General features: G+C 61.7%; 20 protein-coding genes and 1 pseudogene. 11 read left to right on the plus strand and 10 right to left on the minus strand.

The window, feature by feature from the left end; genetic code table 11:
* Positions 1–11: 11 nt before the first annotated feature.
* Positions 12–272, minus strand: coding sequence for a putative signal transducing protein (locus ACK59L_RS10965; protein ID WP_058605736.1), 261 nt, complete (start codon positions 270–272; stop codon positions 12–14).
* Entirely contained in the window at positions 272–457 is a 186-nt protein-coding gene (locus ACK59L_RS10970) for a CPXCG motif-containing cysteine-rich protein (protein ID WP_058605735.1), read from the minus strand. Before ACK59L_RS10970 ends, ACK59L_RS10965 begins: the two co-directional genes overlap by 1 nt.
* A 127-nt stretch (positions 458–584) precedes the next feature.
* Here ACK59L_RS10970 and ACK59L_RS10975 point away from each other — a divergent pair, with 127 nt between their 5' ends.
* Positions 585–1,751, plus strand: a complete 1,167-nt coding sequence (locus ACK59L_RS10975) for a 1-acyl-sn-glycerol-3-phosphate acyltransferase (RefSeq protein WP_058605734.1) — start codon at positions 585–587, stop codon at positions 1,749–1,751.
* A gap of 58 nt (positions 1,752–1,809) precedes the next feature.
* Here the strand turns inward: ACK59L_RS10975 and ACK59L_RS10980 are convergent, their stop codons facing one another.
* Entirely contained in the window at positions 1,810–2,070 is a 261-nt protein-coding gene (locus ACK59L_RS10980) for a hypothetical protein (RefSeq protein WP_058639456.1), read from the minus strand.
* Positions 2,071–2,229: 159 nt separating this feature from the next.
* Between ACK59L_RS10980 and ACK59L_RS10985 the strand changes: the two genes are divergently transcribed.
* Positions 2,230–2,436, plus strand: coding sequence for a hypothetical protein (locus tag ACK59L_RS10985; RefSeq protein ID WP_182140240.1), 207 nt, complete (start codon positions 2,230–2,232; stop codon positions 2,434–2,436).
* Between the two features lie 67 nt (positions 2,437–2,503).
* Here ACK59L_RS10985 and ACK59L_RS10990 read toward each other — a convergent pair whose 3' ends face one another.
* Positions 2,504–3,085: a YajG family lipoprotein gene (locus tag ACK59L_RS10990; protein WP_023534676.1), complete on the minus strand. Its 582-nt coding sequence runs from the start codon at positions 3,083–3,085 to the stop codon at positions 2,504–2,506.
* Positions 3,086–3,251: 166 nt separating this feature from the next.
* On the opposite strand from ACK59L_RS10990, the gene ACK59L_RS10995 reads away from it, so the two are divergent.
* Both ACK59L_RS10995 and mqo read left to right on the plus strand, forming a co-directional pair.
* Positions 3,252–3,485, plus strand: coding sequence for a hypothetical protein (locus tag ACK59L_RS10995; RefSeq protein WP_058639458.1), 234 nt, complete (start codon positions 3,252–3,254; stop codon positions 3,483–3,485).
* 604 nt (positions 3,486–4,089) lie between these two features.
* Positions 4,090–5,598 carry a malate dehydrogenase (quinone) gene (gene mqo / locus ACK59L_RS11000; RefSeq protein WP_058605730.1) on the plus strand — a complete coding sequence of 503 codons (1,509 nt, stop codon included), beginning with the start codon at positions 4,090–4,092 and terminating at the stop codon, positions 5,596–5,598.
* Positions 5,599–5,637: 39 nt separating this feature from the next.
* Here mqo and ACK59L_RS11005 read toward each other — a convergent pair whose 3' ends face one another.
* From ACK59L_RS11005 to ACK59L_RS11015, 3 genes are all read right to left on the minus strand, one after another.
* Positions 5,638–5,934, minus strand: a complete 297-nt coding sequence (locus ACK59L_RS11005; protein ID WP_196136645.1) for a PA4642 family protein — start codon at positions 5,932–5,934, stop codon at positions 5,638–5,640.
* Between the two features lie 67 nt (positions 5,935–6,001).
* Positions 6,002–6,472, minus strand: coding sequence for a hypothetical protein (locus ACK59L_RS11010; RefSeq protein WP_409273562.1), 471 nt, complete (start codon positions 6,470–6,472; stop codon positions 6,002–6,004).
* Positions 6,473–6,536: 64 nt separating this feature from the next.
* A complete protein-coding gene (locus ACK59L_RS11015) occupies positions 6,537–7,094 on the minus strand; it encodes a hypoxanthine-guanine phosphoribosyltransferase (RefSeq protein WP_409273564.1) in 558 nt (185 codons plus the stop codon).
* 162 nt (positions 7,095–7,256) lie between these two features.
* Here ACK59L_RS11015 and upp point away from each other — a divergent pair, with 162 nt between their 5' ends.
* Positions 7,257–7,895 (plus strand): uracil phosphoribosyltransferase, encoded by a 639-nt coding sequence (gene upp / locus ACK59L_RS11020; protein ID WP_027916614.1) that lies wholly within the window; start codon positions 7,257–7,259, stop codon positions 7,893–7,895.
* Between the two features lie 2 nt (positions 7,896–7,897).
* A complete protein-coding gene (locus ACK59L_RS11025) occupies positions 7,898–9,172 on the plus strand; it encodes a uracil-xanthine permease family protein (RefSeq protein ID WP_058605727.1) in 1,275 nt (424 codons plus the stop codon).
* A gap of 55 nt (positions 9,173–9,227) precedes the next feature.
* Here ACK59L_RS11025 and hemH read toward each other — a convergent pair whose 3' ends face one another.
* Both hemH and ACK59L_RS11035 read right to left on the minus strand, forming a co-directional pair.
* Positions 9,228–10,244, minus strand: a complete 1,017-nt coding sequence (gene hemH, locus ACK59L_RS11030) for a ferrochelatase (protein WP_058605726.1) — start codon at positions 10,242–10,244, stop codon at positions 9,228–9,230.
* A gap of 13 nt (positions 10,245–10,257) precedes the next feature.
* Complete coding sequence (locus ACK59L_RS11035) at positions 10,258–11,163, minus strand: TIGR01777 family oxidoreductase (protein ID WP_409273567.1); 906 nt, start codon at positions 11,161–11,163, stop codon at positions 10,258–10,260.
* A 187-nt stretch (positions 11,164–11,350) separates the two neighbouring features.
* Between ACK59L_RS11035 and ACK59L_RS11040 the strand changes: the two genes are divergently transcribed.
* The 5 genes and pseudogenes from ACK59L_RS11040 to ACK59L_RS11060 all read left to right on the plus strand — a co-directional run bounded on the left by ACK59L_RS11040 (position 11,351) and on the right by ACK59L_RS11060 (position 16,425).
* Positions 11,351–12,337 (plus strand): NAD(P)/FAD-dependent oxidoreductase, encoded by a 987-nt coding sequence (locus ACK59L_RS11040; protein ID WP_409273568.1) that lies wholly within the window; start codon positions 11,351–11,353, stop codon positions 12,335–12,337.
* Between the two features lie 97 nt (positions 12,338–12,434).
* Complete coding sequence (locus ACK59L_RS11045; protein WP_196136650.1) at positions 12,435–13,403, plus strand: DUF523 and DUF1722 domain-containing protein; 969 nt, start codon at positions 12,435–12,437, stop codon at positions 13,401–13,403.
* Positions 13,393–14,293 (plus strand): annotated as a pseudogene (locus tag ACK59L_RS11050) (MerR family transcriptional regulator). Before ACK59L_RS11045 ends, ACK59L_RS11050 begins: the two are co-directional and overlap by 11 nt.
* On the plus strand, positions 14,284–15,702 hold the full coding sequence (phrB, locus tag ACK59L_RS11055) for a deoxyribodipyrimidine photo-lyase (protein WP_409273570.1): 1,419 nt from the start codon (positions 14,284–14,286) through the stop codon (positions 15,700–15,702). The pseudogene ACK59L_RS11050 and the gene phrB overlap by 10 nt, the downstream one beginning before the upstream one ends.
* Before the next feature lie 21 nt (positions 15,703–15,723).
* Positions 15,724–16,425 (plus strand): SDR family NAD(P)-dependent oxidoreductase, encoded by a 702-nt coding sequence (locus tag ACK59L_RS11060; RefSeq protein WP_409273573.1) that lies wholly within the window; start codon positions 15,724–15,726, stop codon positions 16,423–16,425.
* A 43-nt stretch (positions 16,426–16,468) separates the two neighbouring features.
* On the opposite strand, the gene murI is transcribed toward ACK59L_RS11060, so the two are convergent.
* Positions 16,469–17,161, minus strand: a 693-nt coding sequence (gene murI / locus ACK59L_RS11065) for a glutamate racemase (protein ID WP_409273575.1), incomplete at its 5' end; no start/stop codon positions are given.

Raw genomic sequence — 17,161 nt, forward strand, 5'->3', positions numbered from 1 at the left:
TAATTCTAAACCTAGCAGATCAAGGTACCGGGGAAGCTCTCCGGCTCGTCGCCAATCAGCGGCTGGGCGCCATTGTACGCATCGATCAACTGCCGTGCGTATTCGGCCTGTTCATCGGCCACCGACAAGCCCAGCAACCCGTGCAGGGGCAATTCGCCGGTCGCCCCGACCAGGTCGCGGCCCACCAGGTGCGCCTGCACCCCTTCGCTGGCGAGCATACCGGCCAGCATTTCTGCTTCGAGCAGGCTTTCGGGTTCGTAGATACGCCTCATCACGCATCGTCCTCACGTCTGACATCGAGCATCCATTCGTCGTCATGCACCTGCAGCACGAACACGATCGGCTGACAGCACACCTGACAGTCTTCGGTGTATACCTGGTCGCCGCCGGACAGATCGACGGAGGTTTCCACCCGCTCGCCACAATAAGGGCAATCGTAGAACTCTGTTTCCAGCATCAGGGCCTCCACGACGAGTTATGCGTATAATTGCCGCTCTGTTTACAGGGCCACGTGCGTCCGAGCCGTTTTTCGGGGCCTGCCCGTACTTCATTATTACCCTAGCCGTTTCCAACAAGAGAGCATGATGGGCGAATTCGATGCCATCCGACCATACGACGACGCTGAGGTCCCTGGAGTTCTGGCACGCCTGCTCAGCGACCCGGCATTCCTCGATATCCTGACTCATTTCCGCTTCCCGCGTGCGGCCGGTGCCCTTGGCTGGCTGCTTAAACCGCTGATCGCCCGGCGCCTGCGCAAGGAGTTCGCTGGTGTGACCTGTGTATCGACCCTGCAGGACAAGGTCGAGCACTACGTTGATCGCACCATCGACCGCGCCACCGATGGCGTGACCTATTCGGGTGTGGAGCAGCTCAAGGCCGGCACGGCTTATCTGTTCCTGGCCAACCACCGTGACATCGTCATGGACCCGGCATTCGTCAACTACGCGGTGTACCACGCCGGCCTGCCCACCCCGCGCATCGCCATTGGCGACAACCTGCTGCAAAAACCGTTCGTCAGCGACCTCATGCGGCTCAACAAGAGCTTCATCGTGCACCGCTCGATCACCGGCCGCCGCGAGAAGCTGGCCGCGTACCAGCTGCTGTCGGCCTACATCAATCACTCCATCGTCAACGACGCCACTTCCATCTGGATCGCCCAGGCTGAAGGCCGCGCCAAGGATGGCGACGACCGGACCGATTCGGCCATCCTCAAGATGTTCCACATGAGTCGCAAGGACGAGGCGTTCGGCGCGGTCATCCAGAGCCTGAACCTGACGCCGGTATCGATCAGCTACGAATACGACCCCTGCGACCAGGCCAAGGCTCGTGAGTTGTACATCCGCGCCACCACGGGTACCTACCAGAAGGCACCTGGCGAGGACGACCATAGCATCGCCAAGGGCATCACCGGCTACAAAGGCCGCGTGCACATCAACTTTGCACCGCCAGTGACCCAGTATTACGAGGACACCAAGCAGCTGGCCGCGGAAATCGACCGGCAGATCCTCGGCGGTTATCGACTGTTCCCGGTGCATTACCTGGCCTACGCCATGTGGGCCGAGCAGGATGACACGCTGCAGGTGCCAAGCGCCGAGCAGGTGTTCCCTGCCGACGAACTGGCCAAGGCCAAGGAAGAATGGCAGCGCAGGCTGGATGCCTGCCCTGAAGAGCAGCGGCCTTACCTGGTGTTGCAGTACGCCACGCCGGTGCGCAATCAGTATCAGGTCAGGCAGCAGGCACCGCTTGCTTGAGCATTGAGGGGACGCTGTTGAACGCCAGCGTCCCAATCAGCATGAGCCCCGATTGTGCTCAGGCCCAGGTGCTGACCCACGACAGCACCAGCGCACTGGCCAGGCAGGCGAAGCCCAGGCCGTAGCGCTGCCTGGGCACCCATCCTGCGAATCGCGCATACGGCCTTTGCAGCTCTCCCGGCCCTGGCTGTGCATCGGCCGCGCTTCGCCTGGCGCTGTGCAACAGCAGCCCGCCTGGACACGTCAGCAGCAAGGCCAGCACATTGATGAGCTTGGTGGGATGGGCGGCAATCAGCCCCCAGAGCATGTGCATGGACATCGCGTCACCTCGGCGTAGACCTGAACAAAAGCCAGCATTCTACCCAACCCACCTGACGCTGCCTGCATGGCAGCGACCGCGTGTCATTTAATTTCATCTGTCATCGGTTCGTCATCAGAACAGGCCACCCTGTCGTCCTTCCTAGCACCGGAGCTTGTCATGCTGCATGCCGAAAACCAGGACCGCCTTTACCTCGTTGCCCAGAGTGATGAGCAACAGGCGCTCGTCGATGGTCTGGCCATCAATGTGCAAGACCGTCAATGGCTGGTCTACTGCGCCCTGGGCGGGCATGCCCATGAGCACTGGCCCGAGGTGGATGCCCAGACCGGGATCAGCATGCTGGACCTGCGCATAGCAACGGCCTGATACCGGTACGCAGCATAAAAAAACCGCTGGCCGTCACCGGGCAGCGGTTTGGATGAGCCATTGAAGGCTATTGCGCCAGCACCTGACCGATACTTGGGTCCTTGAACAACCGGGTCAGCGCGTCGCTCAGCACATCGCTGACCAACTGGGTGTTGGTGTCCTGGTTCGGCGCCATGCCAAAGCGCTGGTCCAGCGAAGCGCCATAGCGACCGGTGTAGCGGCGACCATTGTTGGCGACGTCAGCACGGAAGGTGGCGCCGATGGTGGCTTCGGTCACGTACAGTTTGTCCTTGGGCGACTGGTACTTGAGCTCGGCCAGGGTAACGGTCAACTGGGGCGCGTTGCCTGCAGTGGTGGGCGTAAAGCCCAGCAAGCGCACGGCAGCCTCGGCCTGGGCCTGCAGCTTGGGCACCACCTGGTTGCCGCTGACACTGATGGTACTGGTTTCCGGGTACATGCCACCGCGGGTGCCCAGCGACGGTGAAGGCCTGCCGTCTACCACTCGCACCACCACCGGCTGCCCCTGCCCCACCGGGGTGAGTTGCGCCGTGAGCTTGGGCTGCGGATTGAGTTGTTGCGGGCTGTGGGCACAACCGACCAGGCTGAGGCTGGCTACGGTGATCAAACCGAACAACAGTCGTTGCAACATGCGCGATTCTCCAGAAAATGCGGCGATGGCGCACAGTATACCCAGCGGCAAGGGCCTGGCTACAAGCGGCGTGCACCGCTTGCACCCGGTACGTCCGAGGTTGTCACAAACGCTTAACCGGCAACGCTTAATGTGGCTGCACGCTCACCTGCACAGGACATCTGCCATGGTCTCGCTTTTGCACCTGTTGTTGCCTGCTCCTCGCCACACCGCCTACGCCCTGCTCGACATGAACGGCACGTGCCTGGCCTTCAAGCATTGCTCGCAAGTACCTGAGGGCGATGGCTGGGTGCAGGTGCACGAAGTGCAGCTTGCCTGGCTGGGTCATGCACTGCCGGACGGTGCCCGGGTTTGCAAGCCGACAAGTCGCCGCTGGCATCAACGCAACCTGGCTGCCTGAAAAACCCTGCAATAAAACCGCGAAATGGCGACATTTCTGACCGCGACCTCGCTATAATCTCCCCCCGATTATAAGGACGTCTCCTGATCGGGCCCCGCATCCGCCGTCTGACCACGGCAAATCTACCCGCCTCGCCCACAGAGAGCCTTCCACTCAGGTCTTGCATCGGCTGTCGTGCCTGCTTCCATGGCCGTCACACTGCATAGAACCTGCGGGTTGCCATCGCGCAGTCCCCTTTTGAGGTTCACGTCTTCAAAAGAGCGTGAAAAAACGGTTTTCACTACTTCACAAGAGTGTGGCGAGCAAATGAACAATCTGGCATGTGCAAAAGCGGCAGGTGTGTCCCCTTCAGCCCTGAACAGGCAGCAAATGGCCCCAACCTGGATGCGTGTCTGAGCGGCTTGCATAGCGTATCCGACGGTCGTTGACCATAAGTCGAATTGCCGCACCTGGGGCAAACAGGGTTCAATAGGCAAACCCAAAGACTGGTTGGCGGTGTCCGCGGACGTTGCATGAACTGCGAAAAGTCGGACATGGCGATCCTGGAGAACCCGGTGATCCTGTGCTGTCAATTAGGTAGCTGTAGATTGTGGAGACGCGTTAAATGGCGCAGAACGAATCGGTTGATGTAGTACTGGTAGGCGCAGGCATCATGAGTGCCACCCTGGCCGTACTGCTCAAGGAGCTTGACCCGACCCTGAAACTCGAAGTGGTCGAGGCGATGGACTCCGGGGCCGCAGAGAGTTCCAACCCCTGGAACAACGCAGGCACCGGCCACGCTGGCTTGTGCGAGCTGAACTACACGCCCCAGGCCGCTGATGGCAGCATCGACATCAAGAAGGCCGTGCACATCAATACCCAGTTCGAGGTGTCTCGCCAGTTCTGGGCCTACCTGAGCAAGAAAGGCAACTTCGGCCCGGCGCGGGCGTTCATCAACCCGGTACCGCACCTGAGCTACGTCGAGGGTGACAAGGGCATCGCCTTCCTGAAGAAGCGCTACGAACTGCTCAAGCAGCATCACGCCTTTGCCGAGATGGAGTACACCGACGACAAGGCCGTGATGAACGAGTGGATGCCGCTGATGATGCCGGGCCGCCCGGCTGACCAGCACATTGCCGCCACCCGGGTGCTCAAGGGGACCGATGTCAATTTCGGGGCCCTGACCAACAAGCTGCTCAAGCTGCTGGGCGACGCGCCCGACGCGCAGGTCAAGTATTGCAAGAAGGTCGTGGGCCTGCGTCGCAACGGCGCCGGCTGGACGGTCAGCATCAAGGACGTCAACAGCGGCAACAGCCGCGAAGTGGACGCTCGCTTCGTGTTCCTCGGCGCCGGTGGCGCTGCGCTGCCGCTGTTGCAGGCCTCTGGCATCCCCGAGAGCAAAGGCTTTGGCGGTTTCCCAGTCAGTGGCCAATGGCTGCGTTGCGACAATCCGGAAATCGTCAGCCAGCATCAGGCCAAGGTCTATAGCCAGGCCGCCGTCGGCGCGCCGCCCATGTCCGTGCCGCACCTCGACACGCGCGTGGTCGACGGCAAGAAATCCCTGCTGTTCGGGCCGTACGCCGGCTTCACCACCAAGTTCCTCAAGCACGGTTCGCTGCTGGACCTGCCCCTGTCGGTACGCCTGGGCAACCTGGGCCCGATGCTGGCGGTGGCCCGTGACAACATGGACCTGACCAAGTACCTGGTCAGTGAGGTGATGCAGTCGATGGAGCAGCGCCTGGAATCGCTACGTCGCTTCTACCCCGAAGCCAAGGCCGAAGACTGGCGTCTGGAAGTGGCTGGCCAGCGTGTGCAGATCATCAAGAAGGACCCGAAAAAAGGCGGCGTTCTGCAGTTCGGTACCGAGTTGGTGTCTGCCCAGGACGGCAGCCTGGCGGCGCTGCTGGGCGCATCGCCCGGTGCTTCGGTGACGGTCTCGATCATGCTGGAGCTGATCGAGCGCTGCTTCCCGGAGCAGGCTAAAGGTGCCTGGGCAGCCAAGCTCAAGGAGATCTTCCCGGCACGCGAGAAGACCCTGGCCACCGACGCTGCGCTTTACCAGAAGATCAGCGCCGACAACGATGCGGCACTGGACCTGGTGCAAAGCAGCCCAGCAGCCAAGCATTACGCCTGAACCGCCCGGCCAGTGAAAAACGCCCCTCGGGGCGTTTTTTCATGCCCGTGAGCGGGCGTTTTCGATGATTTCGATGTACTCGTCGCCATTGCGCTGATCGGCAATCTGCTCGGCGAACGTCTTGCCGTGTTCGTCCTTGCCATCGAGGTCGAGGCCTGCTTCGACGAAGAAGCCGACGAAACGCCGGAAGTCATCTACGCGCAAGCCGCGGTACGCCTTCACCAGTTTGTGCAGCGATGGCGACGTGACCCCATCGGCGGGCTCGAACTGGAGAAACGCCTTGATGTAGTCGTCACTGATTTCGTCACCGATTACCTGTTTCTTGTCTTTACGCATTGCCGACTCCAACTGGACCATCACGATGTTCAAAGGGCGGCAGTGTACCTTCCGCCGCGCGCGAGCCTCAACGCGTACGTACGGTGCCAGTGTGCAGGTCCGCCCAGATGTGCCCGTTGGCATAGGTGAGAAACTGCACATACAGGGTCTCGTTGCGCAGCAGGTCCATGATGACCCGGTAATCGCTGAGCGGATAGTTCAAGTTCAGGGTGCGAGTCTTTTCGTCGTAGACCGGCTTTTTCAGGCTCTTGGCCGCTTCGCCGTCGAAGGTCAGCAGCACCTGGGTCATGGTGGCCGCCTTGCTCAAGGGCTTGCCTTTGAGGCGCATCTGCAAGGATGAGGTGATTGGAATGGGTTGCTGGTCCGACTGGCGCTGGGCGCCGACTACCACGGTGTAGTCGGTGACTTGAAGCAGTTGCTGAGCGGTAGGCGCTGCCTGGCGCAGGGATTGGTCATCGGGCGGCAGGAATTGGCTGTGCATCGGCGCGGCAGCCAGGGGCAAGCTGACTGCCAGCAGGAACGGGATGAACGCACGCATGTGAGGCTCCTTGGCTTGAAGGAGCACTCTAGCATGCTGCGCCTGGGCGGCAGCTAGGCTGCGCTCAGAGCCCCTTGACGGCGAAGATGCCGTTGGCGTTGCGCCAGTAGCCCTTGTAGTCCATGCCGTAGCCGAAGATGTAGCGATCGATGCAGGGCAAGCCCACGTAGTTGGACTTGAGGTCCGGGCTGGCCTTGCGGTCGTGGTCCTTGTCGATCAACACGGCCGTGTGCACGGCGCGGGCGCCGGCATGCTTGCAGAAATCGATGATGGCGCTGAGGGTGTGGCCCTCGTCGAGGATGTCATCGACGATCAGCACATCGCGGTCGATGAACGAGACTTCCGGCTTGGCCTTCCAGAACAGCTCACCGCCGCTGGTCTGGTTGCGGTAACGGGTGGCGTGCAGGTACGAGGCTTCCAGCGGGAACTGCAGGTGGGTCAACAGCTTGCCGGCGAAGATCAGGCCGCCGTTCATCACGCAGAACACCACGGGGTTCTTGTCGTGCAGTTCTTGGCAGATCTGCTCGCCGACCTTGGCGATGGCCGCTTCGACTTCGGCTTCGGTGTACAGGCAGTCTGCTTCACGCATGACTTGACGGATATGCTCGAGATCGGCGGACATGGCGCTCTCCAAGAGGTGCATTTTGGAAAAGCGGGCAAAGGTACGCATCCGCTCGTCACAGATCAAGCGTTTATGGACTAACGTGCAAAATGATCAGACGACAGCACAGGCTGAATAGATTAATCTAGCGCGGTTTTTTTGCCCGCCTTTCGGAGCCCCCCTATGCCCACTCGTGAGATCCGCCATCCGCTGATCCGCCACAAGCTCGGCCTGATGCGCCGTGCTGATATCAGCACCAAGAATTTTCGCGAACTCGCCCAGGAAGTCGGCGCCCTGTTGACGTATGAGGCCACCCAGGACCTGCCGCTGGAAACCTATGAAATCGACGGCTGGTGCGGCAAGGTTGCCGTGGAAAAGATCGCCGGCAAGAAGATCACCGTCGTGCCGATCCTGCGCGCAGGCATCGGCATGCTCGACGGCGTGCTCAGCCTGGTGCCGGGCGCCAAGGTCAGCGCGGTGGGCGTGGCCCGCAACGAAGAGACGCTTGAGGCCCACACCTACCTGGAAAAGCTCGCGCCTGACATCAATCAACGCCTGGCCCTGATCATCGACCCGATGCTGGCCACCGGCGCATCGATGGTCGCCACCATCGACCTGTTGAAAAAGGCCGGTTGCCGGGAAATCCGCGCCATGGTTCTGGTAGCTGCCCCAGAGGGCATCGACGTGGTGCACAAGGCCCATCCGGATGTGCAGATCTACACGGCCTCGATCGACCAGCGCCTGAACGAACATGGCTACATCGTCCCAGGCCTGGGCGATGCCGGCGACAAGATCTTCGGCACCAAGCAAAAGGACGCCTGACCATGCAGGACGGCTACAACGACCCGCTCTGGCGTCAGGTCGTTTCAGGCGCGCAGATGCTCTTCGTGGCATTTGGCGCGCTGGTGCTGATGCCCTTGATTACCGGCCTGGACCCTAACGTCGCGCTGTTCACGGCCGGCCTTGGCACCTTGCTGTTTCAACTGGTCACCGGGCGTCAGGTGCCGGTTTTCCTGGCATCGAGCTTCGCCTTCATCACCCCGATCATTCTCGCCAAGGGTCAGTTCGGCCTGGCAGAAACCATGGGCGGCGTCATGGCCGCCGGGTTCGTCTACACCTTCATGGGCCTGATGGTGAAGATCAAGGGCACAGGCTTCATCGACCGCATGCTGCCCCCGGTGGTGATCGGCCCGGTGATCATCTCCATCGGCCTGGCCATGGCACCGATCGCGGCCAACATGGCGATGGGCAAGGCTGGCGATGGCAGCGTGCTGCTGCCCTACAGCACCGCCATGCTCATTTCCATGCCGGCCCTGCTGACGACGCTGATCGTGGCCGTGTTCGGCAAAGGCATCTTCCGCCTGGTGCCGATCATCGCCGGCGTGCTGGTGGGTTTTGCCCTGTCGTTCGCTTTCGGGGTGGTCGACACGGCAAAAATTGCAGCCGCCCCTTGGCTGGAATTGCCCAACTTCACCGCCCCTGCCTTCAACTGGCAGGCCATCCTGTTCATCGTGCCCGTGGCCTTGGCGCCGGCGATCGAGCATATCGGCGGGGTCATCGCGGTAGGCAGCGTGACGGGACGGGACTACCTAAAAACGCCTGGCCTGCACCGCACGCTGCTGGGTGACGGCATCGCCACCACGGCAGCCGGCCTGTTCGGTGGACCGCCCAACACCACCTACGCCGAGGTGACCGGCGCGGTGATGCTGACCAAGAACTACAACCCGAAGATCATGACCTGGGCTGCGGTGTTCGCCATCACCCTGGCCTTCATCGGCAAGTTCGGCGCCCTGCTGCAGAGCATTCCGGTGCCAGTGATGGGCGGCATCCTCTGCCTGCTGTTCGGCTCGATCGCAGCCGTGGGGCTCAACACCATGATCCGCCACAAGGTCGACCTCGCCGAAGCGCGGAACCTGGTGATCGTGTCGGTAACCCTGGTGTTCGGTATCGGCGGGGTGCTGGTCGGCAGCGGTGACGGCCCTGACGATTGGGGCCTCAAGGGCATCGCGCTGTGCGCCATCGTGGCGATCGCGCTCAACCTGATCCTGCCAGGCAACGATGCCTGGAAGCACAAGCAACAAGATGACCCGTTGCCTTGACGCCTGAGCCGCCTGGCTTGACCCAGTCCTCGACGGGGTCAGGCCAGGCGGGCCATTACGCGTTTTCGCAGAGCTTGGCCAACACCTTCACCCATTCGGGGTGTTCATTCATGCAAGGCACAAGCACCAGCTCCTGGCCACCGGCCTCGACGAATTGCTCGCTGCCGCGCATGCCGATTTCCTCGAGCGTCTCGATGCAGTCGGCCACGAAGGCCGGACACATCACCAGCAACTTCTTCACCCCGGCCTGGGCAAGCTCGTCCAGCCGCGTCTCCGTATAGGGTTCGATCCACTTGTCCCGCCCCAGCCGCGACTGGAACGACACCGACCATTTGCCCGCCGGTATGCCCAGCCTCGTCGCGAACGCCCTGGCCGTGGCCAGGCACTGCCCGCGGTAACACACGGCACGCACCTCGGCGCTGGCGCCTTCGCAGCATTCGGCTGCACGCAGGTCATGCTTCGTACCGCTGGGGAAGAGCTTCTTCAAATGGCGTTCGGGCAAGCCATGGAAGCTGAGCAGCAGGTGATCATAGTCCTGCTCCAGGTAGGGCCGGGCACTGGCGACCAATGCGTCGATGTAATCCGGATCATCGTAGAACGGTTGCAGCACGCGCATCTGCAGCGGCAGTTGCTGCTCGGTGATGGTCTGCCGGGCGAGTTCGACGACGGTGGTCACCGTGCTGTCGGCAAATTGTGGGTACAGGGGGGCCAAGGTGACCTTGCGTATGCCCTGCGCCGCGAGCCGCTCCAGTACCTGGGGCAAGGCTGGCTGGCCGTAGCGCATGGCAATTTCAACCGGCCCATGGGGCCAGTGGTCGACCATAGCCGCTTGCAGGCGACGGGTAAGCACCACCAGCGGCGAGCCCTCGTCCCACCAGATCGAGGCATAGGCGTGGGCGGACTGCTCAGGGCGCTTGATCAGGATCAACGACACCAGCAGGCGCCGGATGGGCCAGGGCAAGTCGACCACATAGGGGTCCATGAGAAACTGATTGAGGTAGCGGCGAACATCGGCTACCGACGTGGAGGCCGGTGAACCCAGGTTGACCAGCAGCAAAGCGTGATCGGTCATGCAGCATCCTATGTCAGAGGCGACTGGACAAATTGCCCAGCGCCGATTGCAGATCGTTGAAGCGGAATGTGAACCCGGCCGCCAGCAACCGCGCGGGGTAGGCACGCTGACCACCGAGCAGCAGGTTCGCCATCTCGCCCAGGCCGGCTTTTAGCAGCAACCCAGGCAGGGGTATCACAGCAGGCCGGTGCAGCGCCTTGCCCAGCTGCTTGGCAAATTCACGATTACGCACAGGTTCAGGTGCACAGGCATTGTAAGGGCCGCTGGCGTCGGTGCGCTGCAAGAGAAAATCAATCAGGGCGACCTGATCGTCTATATGGATCCAAGGCATCCACTGCCGACCGTTGCCTATCGGCCCTCCTAGTCCCAACTTGAAGGGCAAACGGAGGCGGGACAGGAAGCCGCCGTCGCTGGCCAGCACCAACCCTGTACGAACCAGCACCACCCGAATGCCCTGCGCTTGCGCACGACACGCCGTTTCCTCCCAGGCAATGCACAGCTGGCTGGCGAAATCTTCGACCACTGGAGGCAGGTCTTCGGTCAACTCGCGTTCGCCGCCGTCACCATACCATCCCACGGCCGAACCTGAGATCAGCACCCCAGGACGCTGCTCACGCCTGCCCAGCCATGCCAGCAATTGCTCCGTAAGGGCGATGCGGCTTGACCAGAGCAGGTTGCGCCGAGACGCCGTCCAAGGCCGATCGGCAATAGGCGCACCGGCCAGGTTGACCACCGCATCGAGGTGGTCGGCCGCCTCCAGCTCATCAAGCTCGGCAATGCCCCTGACACCTTCGCCGCAAAGTATTGCCACTGCCTCTGGACGTCGACTCCACACGGTGAGCCGATGCCCTTGAGCAAGCCAGTGACGGCACAAGTGCCGGCCTATCAACCCGGTGCCGCCTGTCAGCAGGATGTGCATGGCAGTGTCCTCATGGAATAAGGCAGTGGTCTATTTTTAACAGCAAGGCACTTTCTAGCGCCCATGCTCTCCCATAAACATAGGCCAACCAATCGTTACTTGCGGAATATACTTATACACATTCGAATTATTGTACAGGTTTGCCTGACAGCGTAGTCTGCGCATAGCAAGGTTTGAAGAGGCCATCATGACCATACCTATTGCCATCATCGGGGCAGGCATTGCCGGCTTGTCTGCCGCCCAGGCACTGCAACGCGCCGGGCAGACCGTGCACCTTTTCGACAAGGGCCACGGCAGCGGCGGACGCATGGCCAGCAAACGCAGCGAAGCCGGCGCCCTGGACCTCGGGGCGCAGTACTTCACCGCCCGCGACCGCCGTTTTGTCGAGGAACTGCAGCACTGGGTAGCCGCCGGCTGGGCGGCACAGTGGAAACCGCAGCTGTACAACTACCGTGACGGGGCGCTCACCCCCTCCCCCGACGAACAGACGCGCTGGGTGGGCGTACCACGCATGAGCGCCATCACCCGCGGCCTGCTCAAGGACATGACCGTGAACTTCGCCTGCCGTATCACCGAAGTCTTTCGCGGCAAGGACTACTGGCACCTGCAAGACACTGAGGGCTGCAGCCATGGCCCGTTCAGCCGGGTGGTGGTTGCTGTGCCAGCGCCACAGGCAACGCCGCTGCTGGCGGCCACGCCAAAGCTCGCAGCCGTGGCCGCCGGGGTGCAGATGGAGCCAACCTGGGCGGTGGCGCTAGGCTTTCAGGCCCCTCTGGATACGCCCATGCAAGGCTGCTTCGTCCAGGAAAGCCCGCTTGACTGGCTGGCCCGCAACCGCAGCAAGCCAGGGCGCGACGAGACGTTGGACACGTGGGTGTTGCACGCCACTTCCAGTTGGAGCCGACAACACATCGACTTGCCCAAGGAGGAAGTCGTCGAGCACCTGCGCGGCGAGTTCGCCGAACTGGTCGGTTGCGTCGTGCCTGAGCCCACGTTCGCCCTGGCCCACCGCTGGTTATATGCACGCCCAGGCAGTCATCACGAATTTGGCGCCTTGGCCGATGCCGACCAAGGGCTATATGCCTGTGGGGACTGGTGCCTGTCCGGGCGGGTGGAAGGTGCATGGTTAAGTGGCCAAGAGGCCGCGCGCCGTTTACTTGAACACTTGGACTGATCGGCTATCTACACATTAAGGGTTCGCATCAGGCCCGCTATGTGCTGGAATATTCCTGTACATAATTTATGATTTGTACAGGTTTATGGAGGCAGCTATGCACGACCCTGCAGTTCACAACAAGCCGCGCATCGCTATCAGTGCCTGCCTGACCGGGCACAACGTGCGTTACAACGGTGGCCACAAGTCCTCGGACCTATGCCGCACCCAGCTGGAAGAACATTTCGAATGGACGCCGGTGTGCCCGGAAATGGCCATTGGCCTGGGCGTACCTCGTGACCCCATCCGCCTGGTGGGCGACCCTGAACAGCCTGAGGTCGTCGGCACGCGCGACCCTGGCCTGGACTATACGGCCCCCTTGCGCGATTACGGCAAACAGATGGCTGCCGAACTCGATGACATCTGCGGCTACATCTTCATGCAGAAGTCGCCCTCGTGCGGCCTAGAGCGCGTCAAGGTCTACCAGGACAACGGTCACCCGGCCATCAACAGCGGTCGCGGTGCCTATGCCCGTGCCTTTTGCGAGCTCAGGCCAGACCTGCCGGTCGAAGAGGAAGGCCGCCTGCATGACCCTGTGCTGCGCGAAAACTTCATCAGCCGCGTGTACGCGTACGCCGATTGGCAGCATTTGCTTGAGCAAGGCTTGAGTCGCCACGCACTGCTGGCCTTCCACTCCCGTTACAAGTACCTGCTGATGGCCAACAATCCGCAGGCTTATCGCACCTTGGGGCGCATGCTCGGCACCATGAGCAAGGACGACGACCCGGCCGTTGTCGCCCCTCGCTATTTCTCGGAGCTGATGCAGGCTTTGCGCCGCTGCGCCAGCCGTGGCACACACGGCAATGTGCTGCAGCATCTGAGCGGCTACTTCAAAAACGCCCTGACTGCTGCCGACAAAGCCGAGTTGCAAACGTTGATCGGGCAGTACCAGCAAGGGGTCGTGCCTTTGATCGTGCCGCTGACCCTGCTCAAGCATCATCTGCGCAACCACCCCGACCCCTACCTGCTGCAACAAGCCTACTTGCAGCCTCATCCTGAACGCCTGGGGCTACGTAATGCGGTCTGAGATTCTTTTACCAATTGGTGAGCTGGCCCGGCGCACAGGCGTTAACCCGGTTACCCTGCGCGCGTGGGAAAGGCGCTACGGTTTGCTCAAGCCACAACGCACGCCCAAAGGGCACCGACTGTACCCGGTCGAACAGGTCGAGAGGGTGGAAGCGATTCTGGCCTGGTTGCAGCGAGGCGCATCGGTCAGCCAGGTGGCGGATTTGCTGGACAAGCCGCTCAGCACACCACCGACCGGGGACTGGCAAACCCGTCAGTTTCAGATGCTCGAGGCCATTGCCAACCTGTCGCAACGGGCGCTGGATCATCAGCTGAACCAGGCCATGGCGCTCTATCCTGCAGTCACATTGTGCGAGCAGTTACTGCTGCCTTTGCTGGACCTGCTGGAACTGCGCTGGCGCAACTATTTCAACGCACGGCTTGAGCAGGTGTTCTTCCACACCTGGTTGCGCAGCAAACTGGGCGCGCGGGTGTACCACGACAATCAGTTGCTACAGGGCCCACCGGTTCTGCTTGCCGAAGACAGTGACCGAGGCTTCGACCCTGGCCTGTGGCTGTGCGCATGGCTGTTCACCAGCAATGGCTTTGCGGTGGAAATCCTCGAGCAGGCCGTGGCCGGTGCGCAGTTGCAGAGTGCAGCTGCGGCCTTGAAGCCACGCGCAGTGCTCTTGAACCTCGGCCCGCGCATCGATACCCGCGCGTTGCAGCGCACGCTTCAGAACCTGCAATTGCCCACCCTTGCCGGGGGTGCCTTGCTCGCGCTGCACCAGACCCAACTAGGCTCGCTCGACCTGCCTCACCTGCACACCTTCGATACCCCTCAAGCGGCCTTGCGACTACTGCAAGGCCTGTGACTGCCAGCCTGGAGAGATACCGATTTCATGCACTTGACCTGGCTTCGCAGTGACCTGCGCGTTACCGATAACACCGCCCTTAGCGCCGCCAGCGAACGTGGCCCAACCCTGGCCCTGTGGCTTATCAGCCCTGGCCAATGGCAGGCCCATGACGATGCGGCCTGTAAAGTGGATTTCTGGCTACGCAACCTGCGCGAAGTGCGGCAGTCGCTTGACGCGCTCAACATCCCACTGCTCATACGCAAGATAGACACCTGGGATGATGCGCCTGAGGCTGTACTCGATGTCTGCCGAAAGCACAATGTCCAGAGCGTTCACTGGAACGAGGAATACGGCATCAACGAGGACCGCCGCGATTCAGCCACGTGCAAATTGCTCAAAGCTTCAAAGGTTGAGGTTCACACCCATCTCGACCAACTCCTGTTCCGTCCTGGGACGGTGCTGACCCGTAGTGGCGGCTACTTCCAGGTGTTCGGCCAATTCAAGAAAAACTGCCTGGAGCACTTGCACCGCAGCCTGCCCTCGATGGCCGCACCGGTCAAACGCCAAGCCCCGACATCGATCAAGAGCGACCCGATTGCGCAACATGTCGAACCCTTCGAAAAGCCGGCAGACGCGCTGCGCAAACGTTGGCCCGCTGGCGAGAAGGAGGCTCAGGCAAGGCTTGCCCGGTTCACCGATGAAATCATCGACGACTACGAGACGCTGCGTGATCTTCCTGCTCGCGAGGGCACCAGCCAGCTGTCAGCCTATCTTGCAGCGGGGGTCATCTCACCCCGCCAATGCCTGCATGCCGCGCTGGCCCACAACCGGGGCGAGTTCGACAGCGGCAGCAGCGGCGTCCAGACCTGGGTCAACGAGTTGCTCTGGCGCGAATTCTACAAGCACATCCTGACGGGCTATCCCCAGGTGTCCCGGCATCGTGCCTTCCGTGCACACACCGAGGCGTTGCCCTGGCGTAAGGCACCCAAGGAGTTCGAAGCCTGGCAGCAGGGCCGAACCGGCTTCCCGATCATTGATGCGGCCATGCGCCAGATGCTGACCACCGGCTGGATGCACAACCGGCTGCGCATGCTGACCGCCATGTTCCTGAGCAAGAATTTGTTGATCGACTGGCGGCTGGGAGAACGTCACTTCATGCGCCACCTGATCGACGGGGATCTGGCAGCCAACAACGGTGGCTGGCAGTGGAGCGCATCCACCGGTACCGACTCGGTGCCCTACTTCCGGATCTTCAATCCTGTGTCGCAGTCGCAACGCTTCGACCCCAGAGGCCGCTTCATCCGTCAATGGGTACCTGAATTGCAGGACATCGACGACAAAAATATCCATGACCCTGGAAAATGCCACGGCTTGATTGATGCTAATCTCTATCCCAGTCCTATCGTCGATCTTCACAGTAGTCGACAGCGGGCGCTCCAGGCTTTCAAGGAGTTGCCCCGCTAGTCGTGTATAGAGGGCAATGCCGTGAGTGGCTCACGCAGTTTTTGGGTTACGGGCGCAACGGATGGGCTGGGCCTGGCACTGGTCCGCGATCTTTTGACAAACGGGCACCGTGTCGCCGCCAGTGCAGGTGCAAGCGAGGAACTCGATCGCTTGTGCATGCACCATGGCGATCGTTTGCTGCGGCTTCCAGGCCGGTTGCAGCAGCAGCCTGATGCTGACGAGGCAGGCCGCATGATCGGCCATGCCTGGGGATCCTTGGATGGCTTGATCCTGAATGCCGCCACCTGTGATTACCTCCCTCCAGGTACCTCGGACGGCGAGTTGTTCGAGCATCTGATCACCACCAACCTTCAGGCGGCACAGCACTGCCTCGAGTACGCCACGCCCCTACTGGCCAAGGGCGATACGCCCCAGATAATGGCTGTTTTCAGTCGTTACTCCGCCGCGCAGCTTTACGCGCCGACGCAGTGTCCTGCTGGCTGGAACAACGCCGTGCAGTGGGTGAGGGAGCAGCGCCCATCGTTGCTTGCCAATGGCATAGCGTTGACGGTGGTAGCACCGCAGTCCCTGAAAAACCCCGTGACGGCCGTCAGCGCGGTGCCTGAGGACTGGACTGCCGACACTGCCGCGCTAGAGCTTCTGACGCGCTTGCCTGCACGTGAACCTGAACTGGTGCTCGAGACGCTGAACCCGTCGAACCTCTGGCCGCTGCCGCAGCACTAGGTGGTACTGCGAGGGTAGAAATGCCAGTCATGCCGGGCACTGCTCAGGACGTGAAACGTTCTACGTCCTGAGATGGGTGCCACAGCACCGGAAGGATATCCATCAACGCACGTGGTTCGGCGCTGGTCCAGAAGCGGGTCGACCGAGCTGGGCCGCGTGCAAGCAGATCAGCCCCTGCGAGCAGGCGTTCGAGTTGACGAGCCACGGCAGCGCCCGTATCGATGACGGCCACGTGCGGGGGCACCGTTTCAGCCAGCAAGGGTTTCAAGAACGGATAATGCGTGCAGCCCAGTATCAAGGTATCGCAGCCTGCCGCCAGAAGCGGTTCAACGTAACTGCCCATCAAAGTGCGTAACACCGGGCTGGTCAGGTCCCCTGTTTCGATCAGTTCGACAAGCCCAGGGCAAGGCTGGGTGACTACCCGCACGTTACTGGCAAAGCGATCGAGCAAGGCGGCGAACTTGGCGCTCTGCAAGGTCCCGGTCGTGGCCAGCACGCCGACTATCCCTGAACGGGTAGCCGCTGCGGCAGGCTTGACCGCCGGCTCCATGCCCACGATCAGCCAGTCGGGATAGTGCGCACGCAGGTCGGCCACCGCAGCCACGGTGGCCGTGTTGCAGGCCAGTACCATGGCCTTGGCGCCTTGCTGATAAAAGAAGGCAGCGATGTGGCGACAGCGTTCGCGAATGTAGTCCGGCGATTTTTCCCCGTACGGTACATGGCCACAATCGGCGAG

The organism is Pseudomonas sp. KCJK9111 (assembly GCF_046231935.1).
GTDB lineage: Bacteria > Pseudomonadota > Gammaproteobacteria > Pseudomonadales > Pseudomonadaceae > Aquipseudomonas > Aquipseudomonas parafulva_B.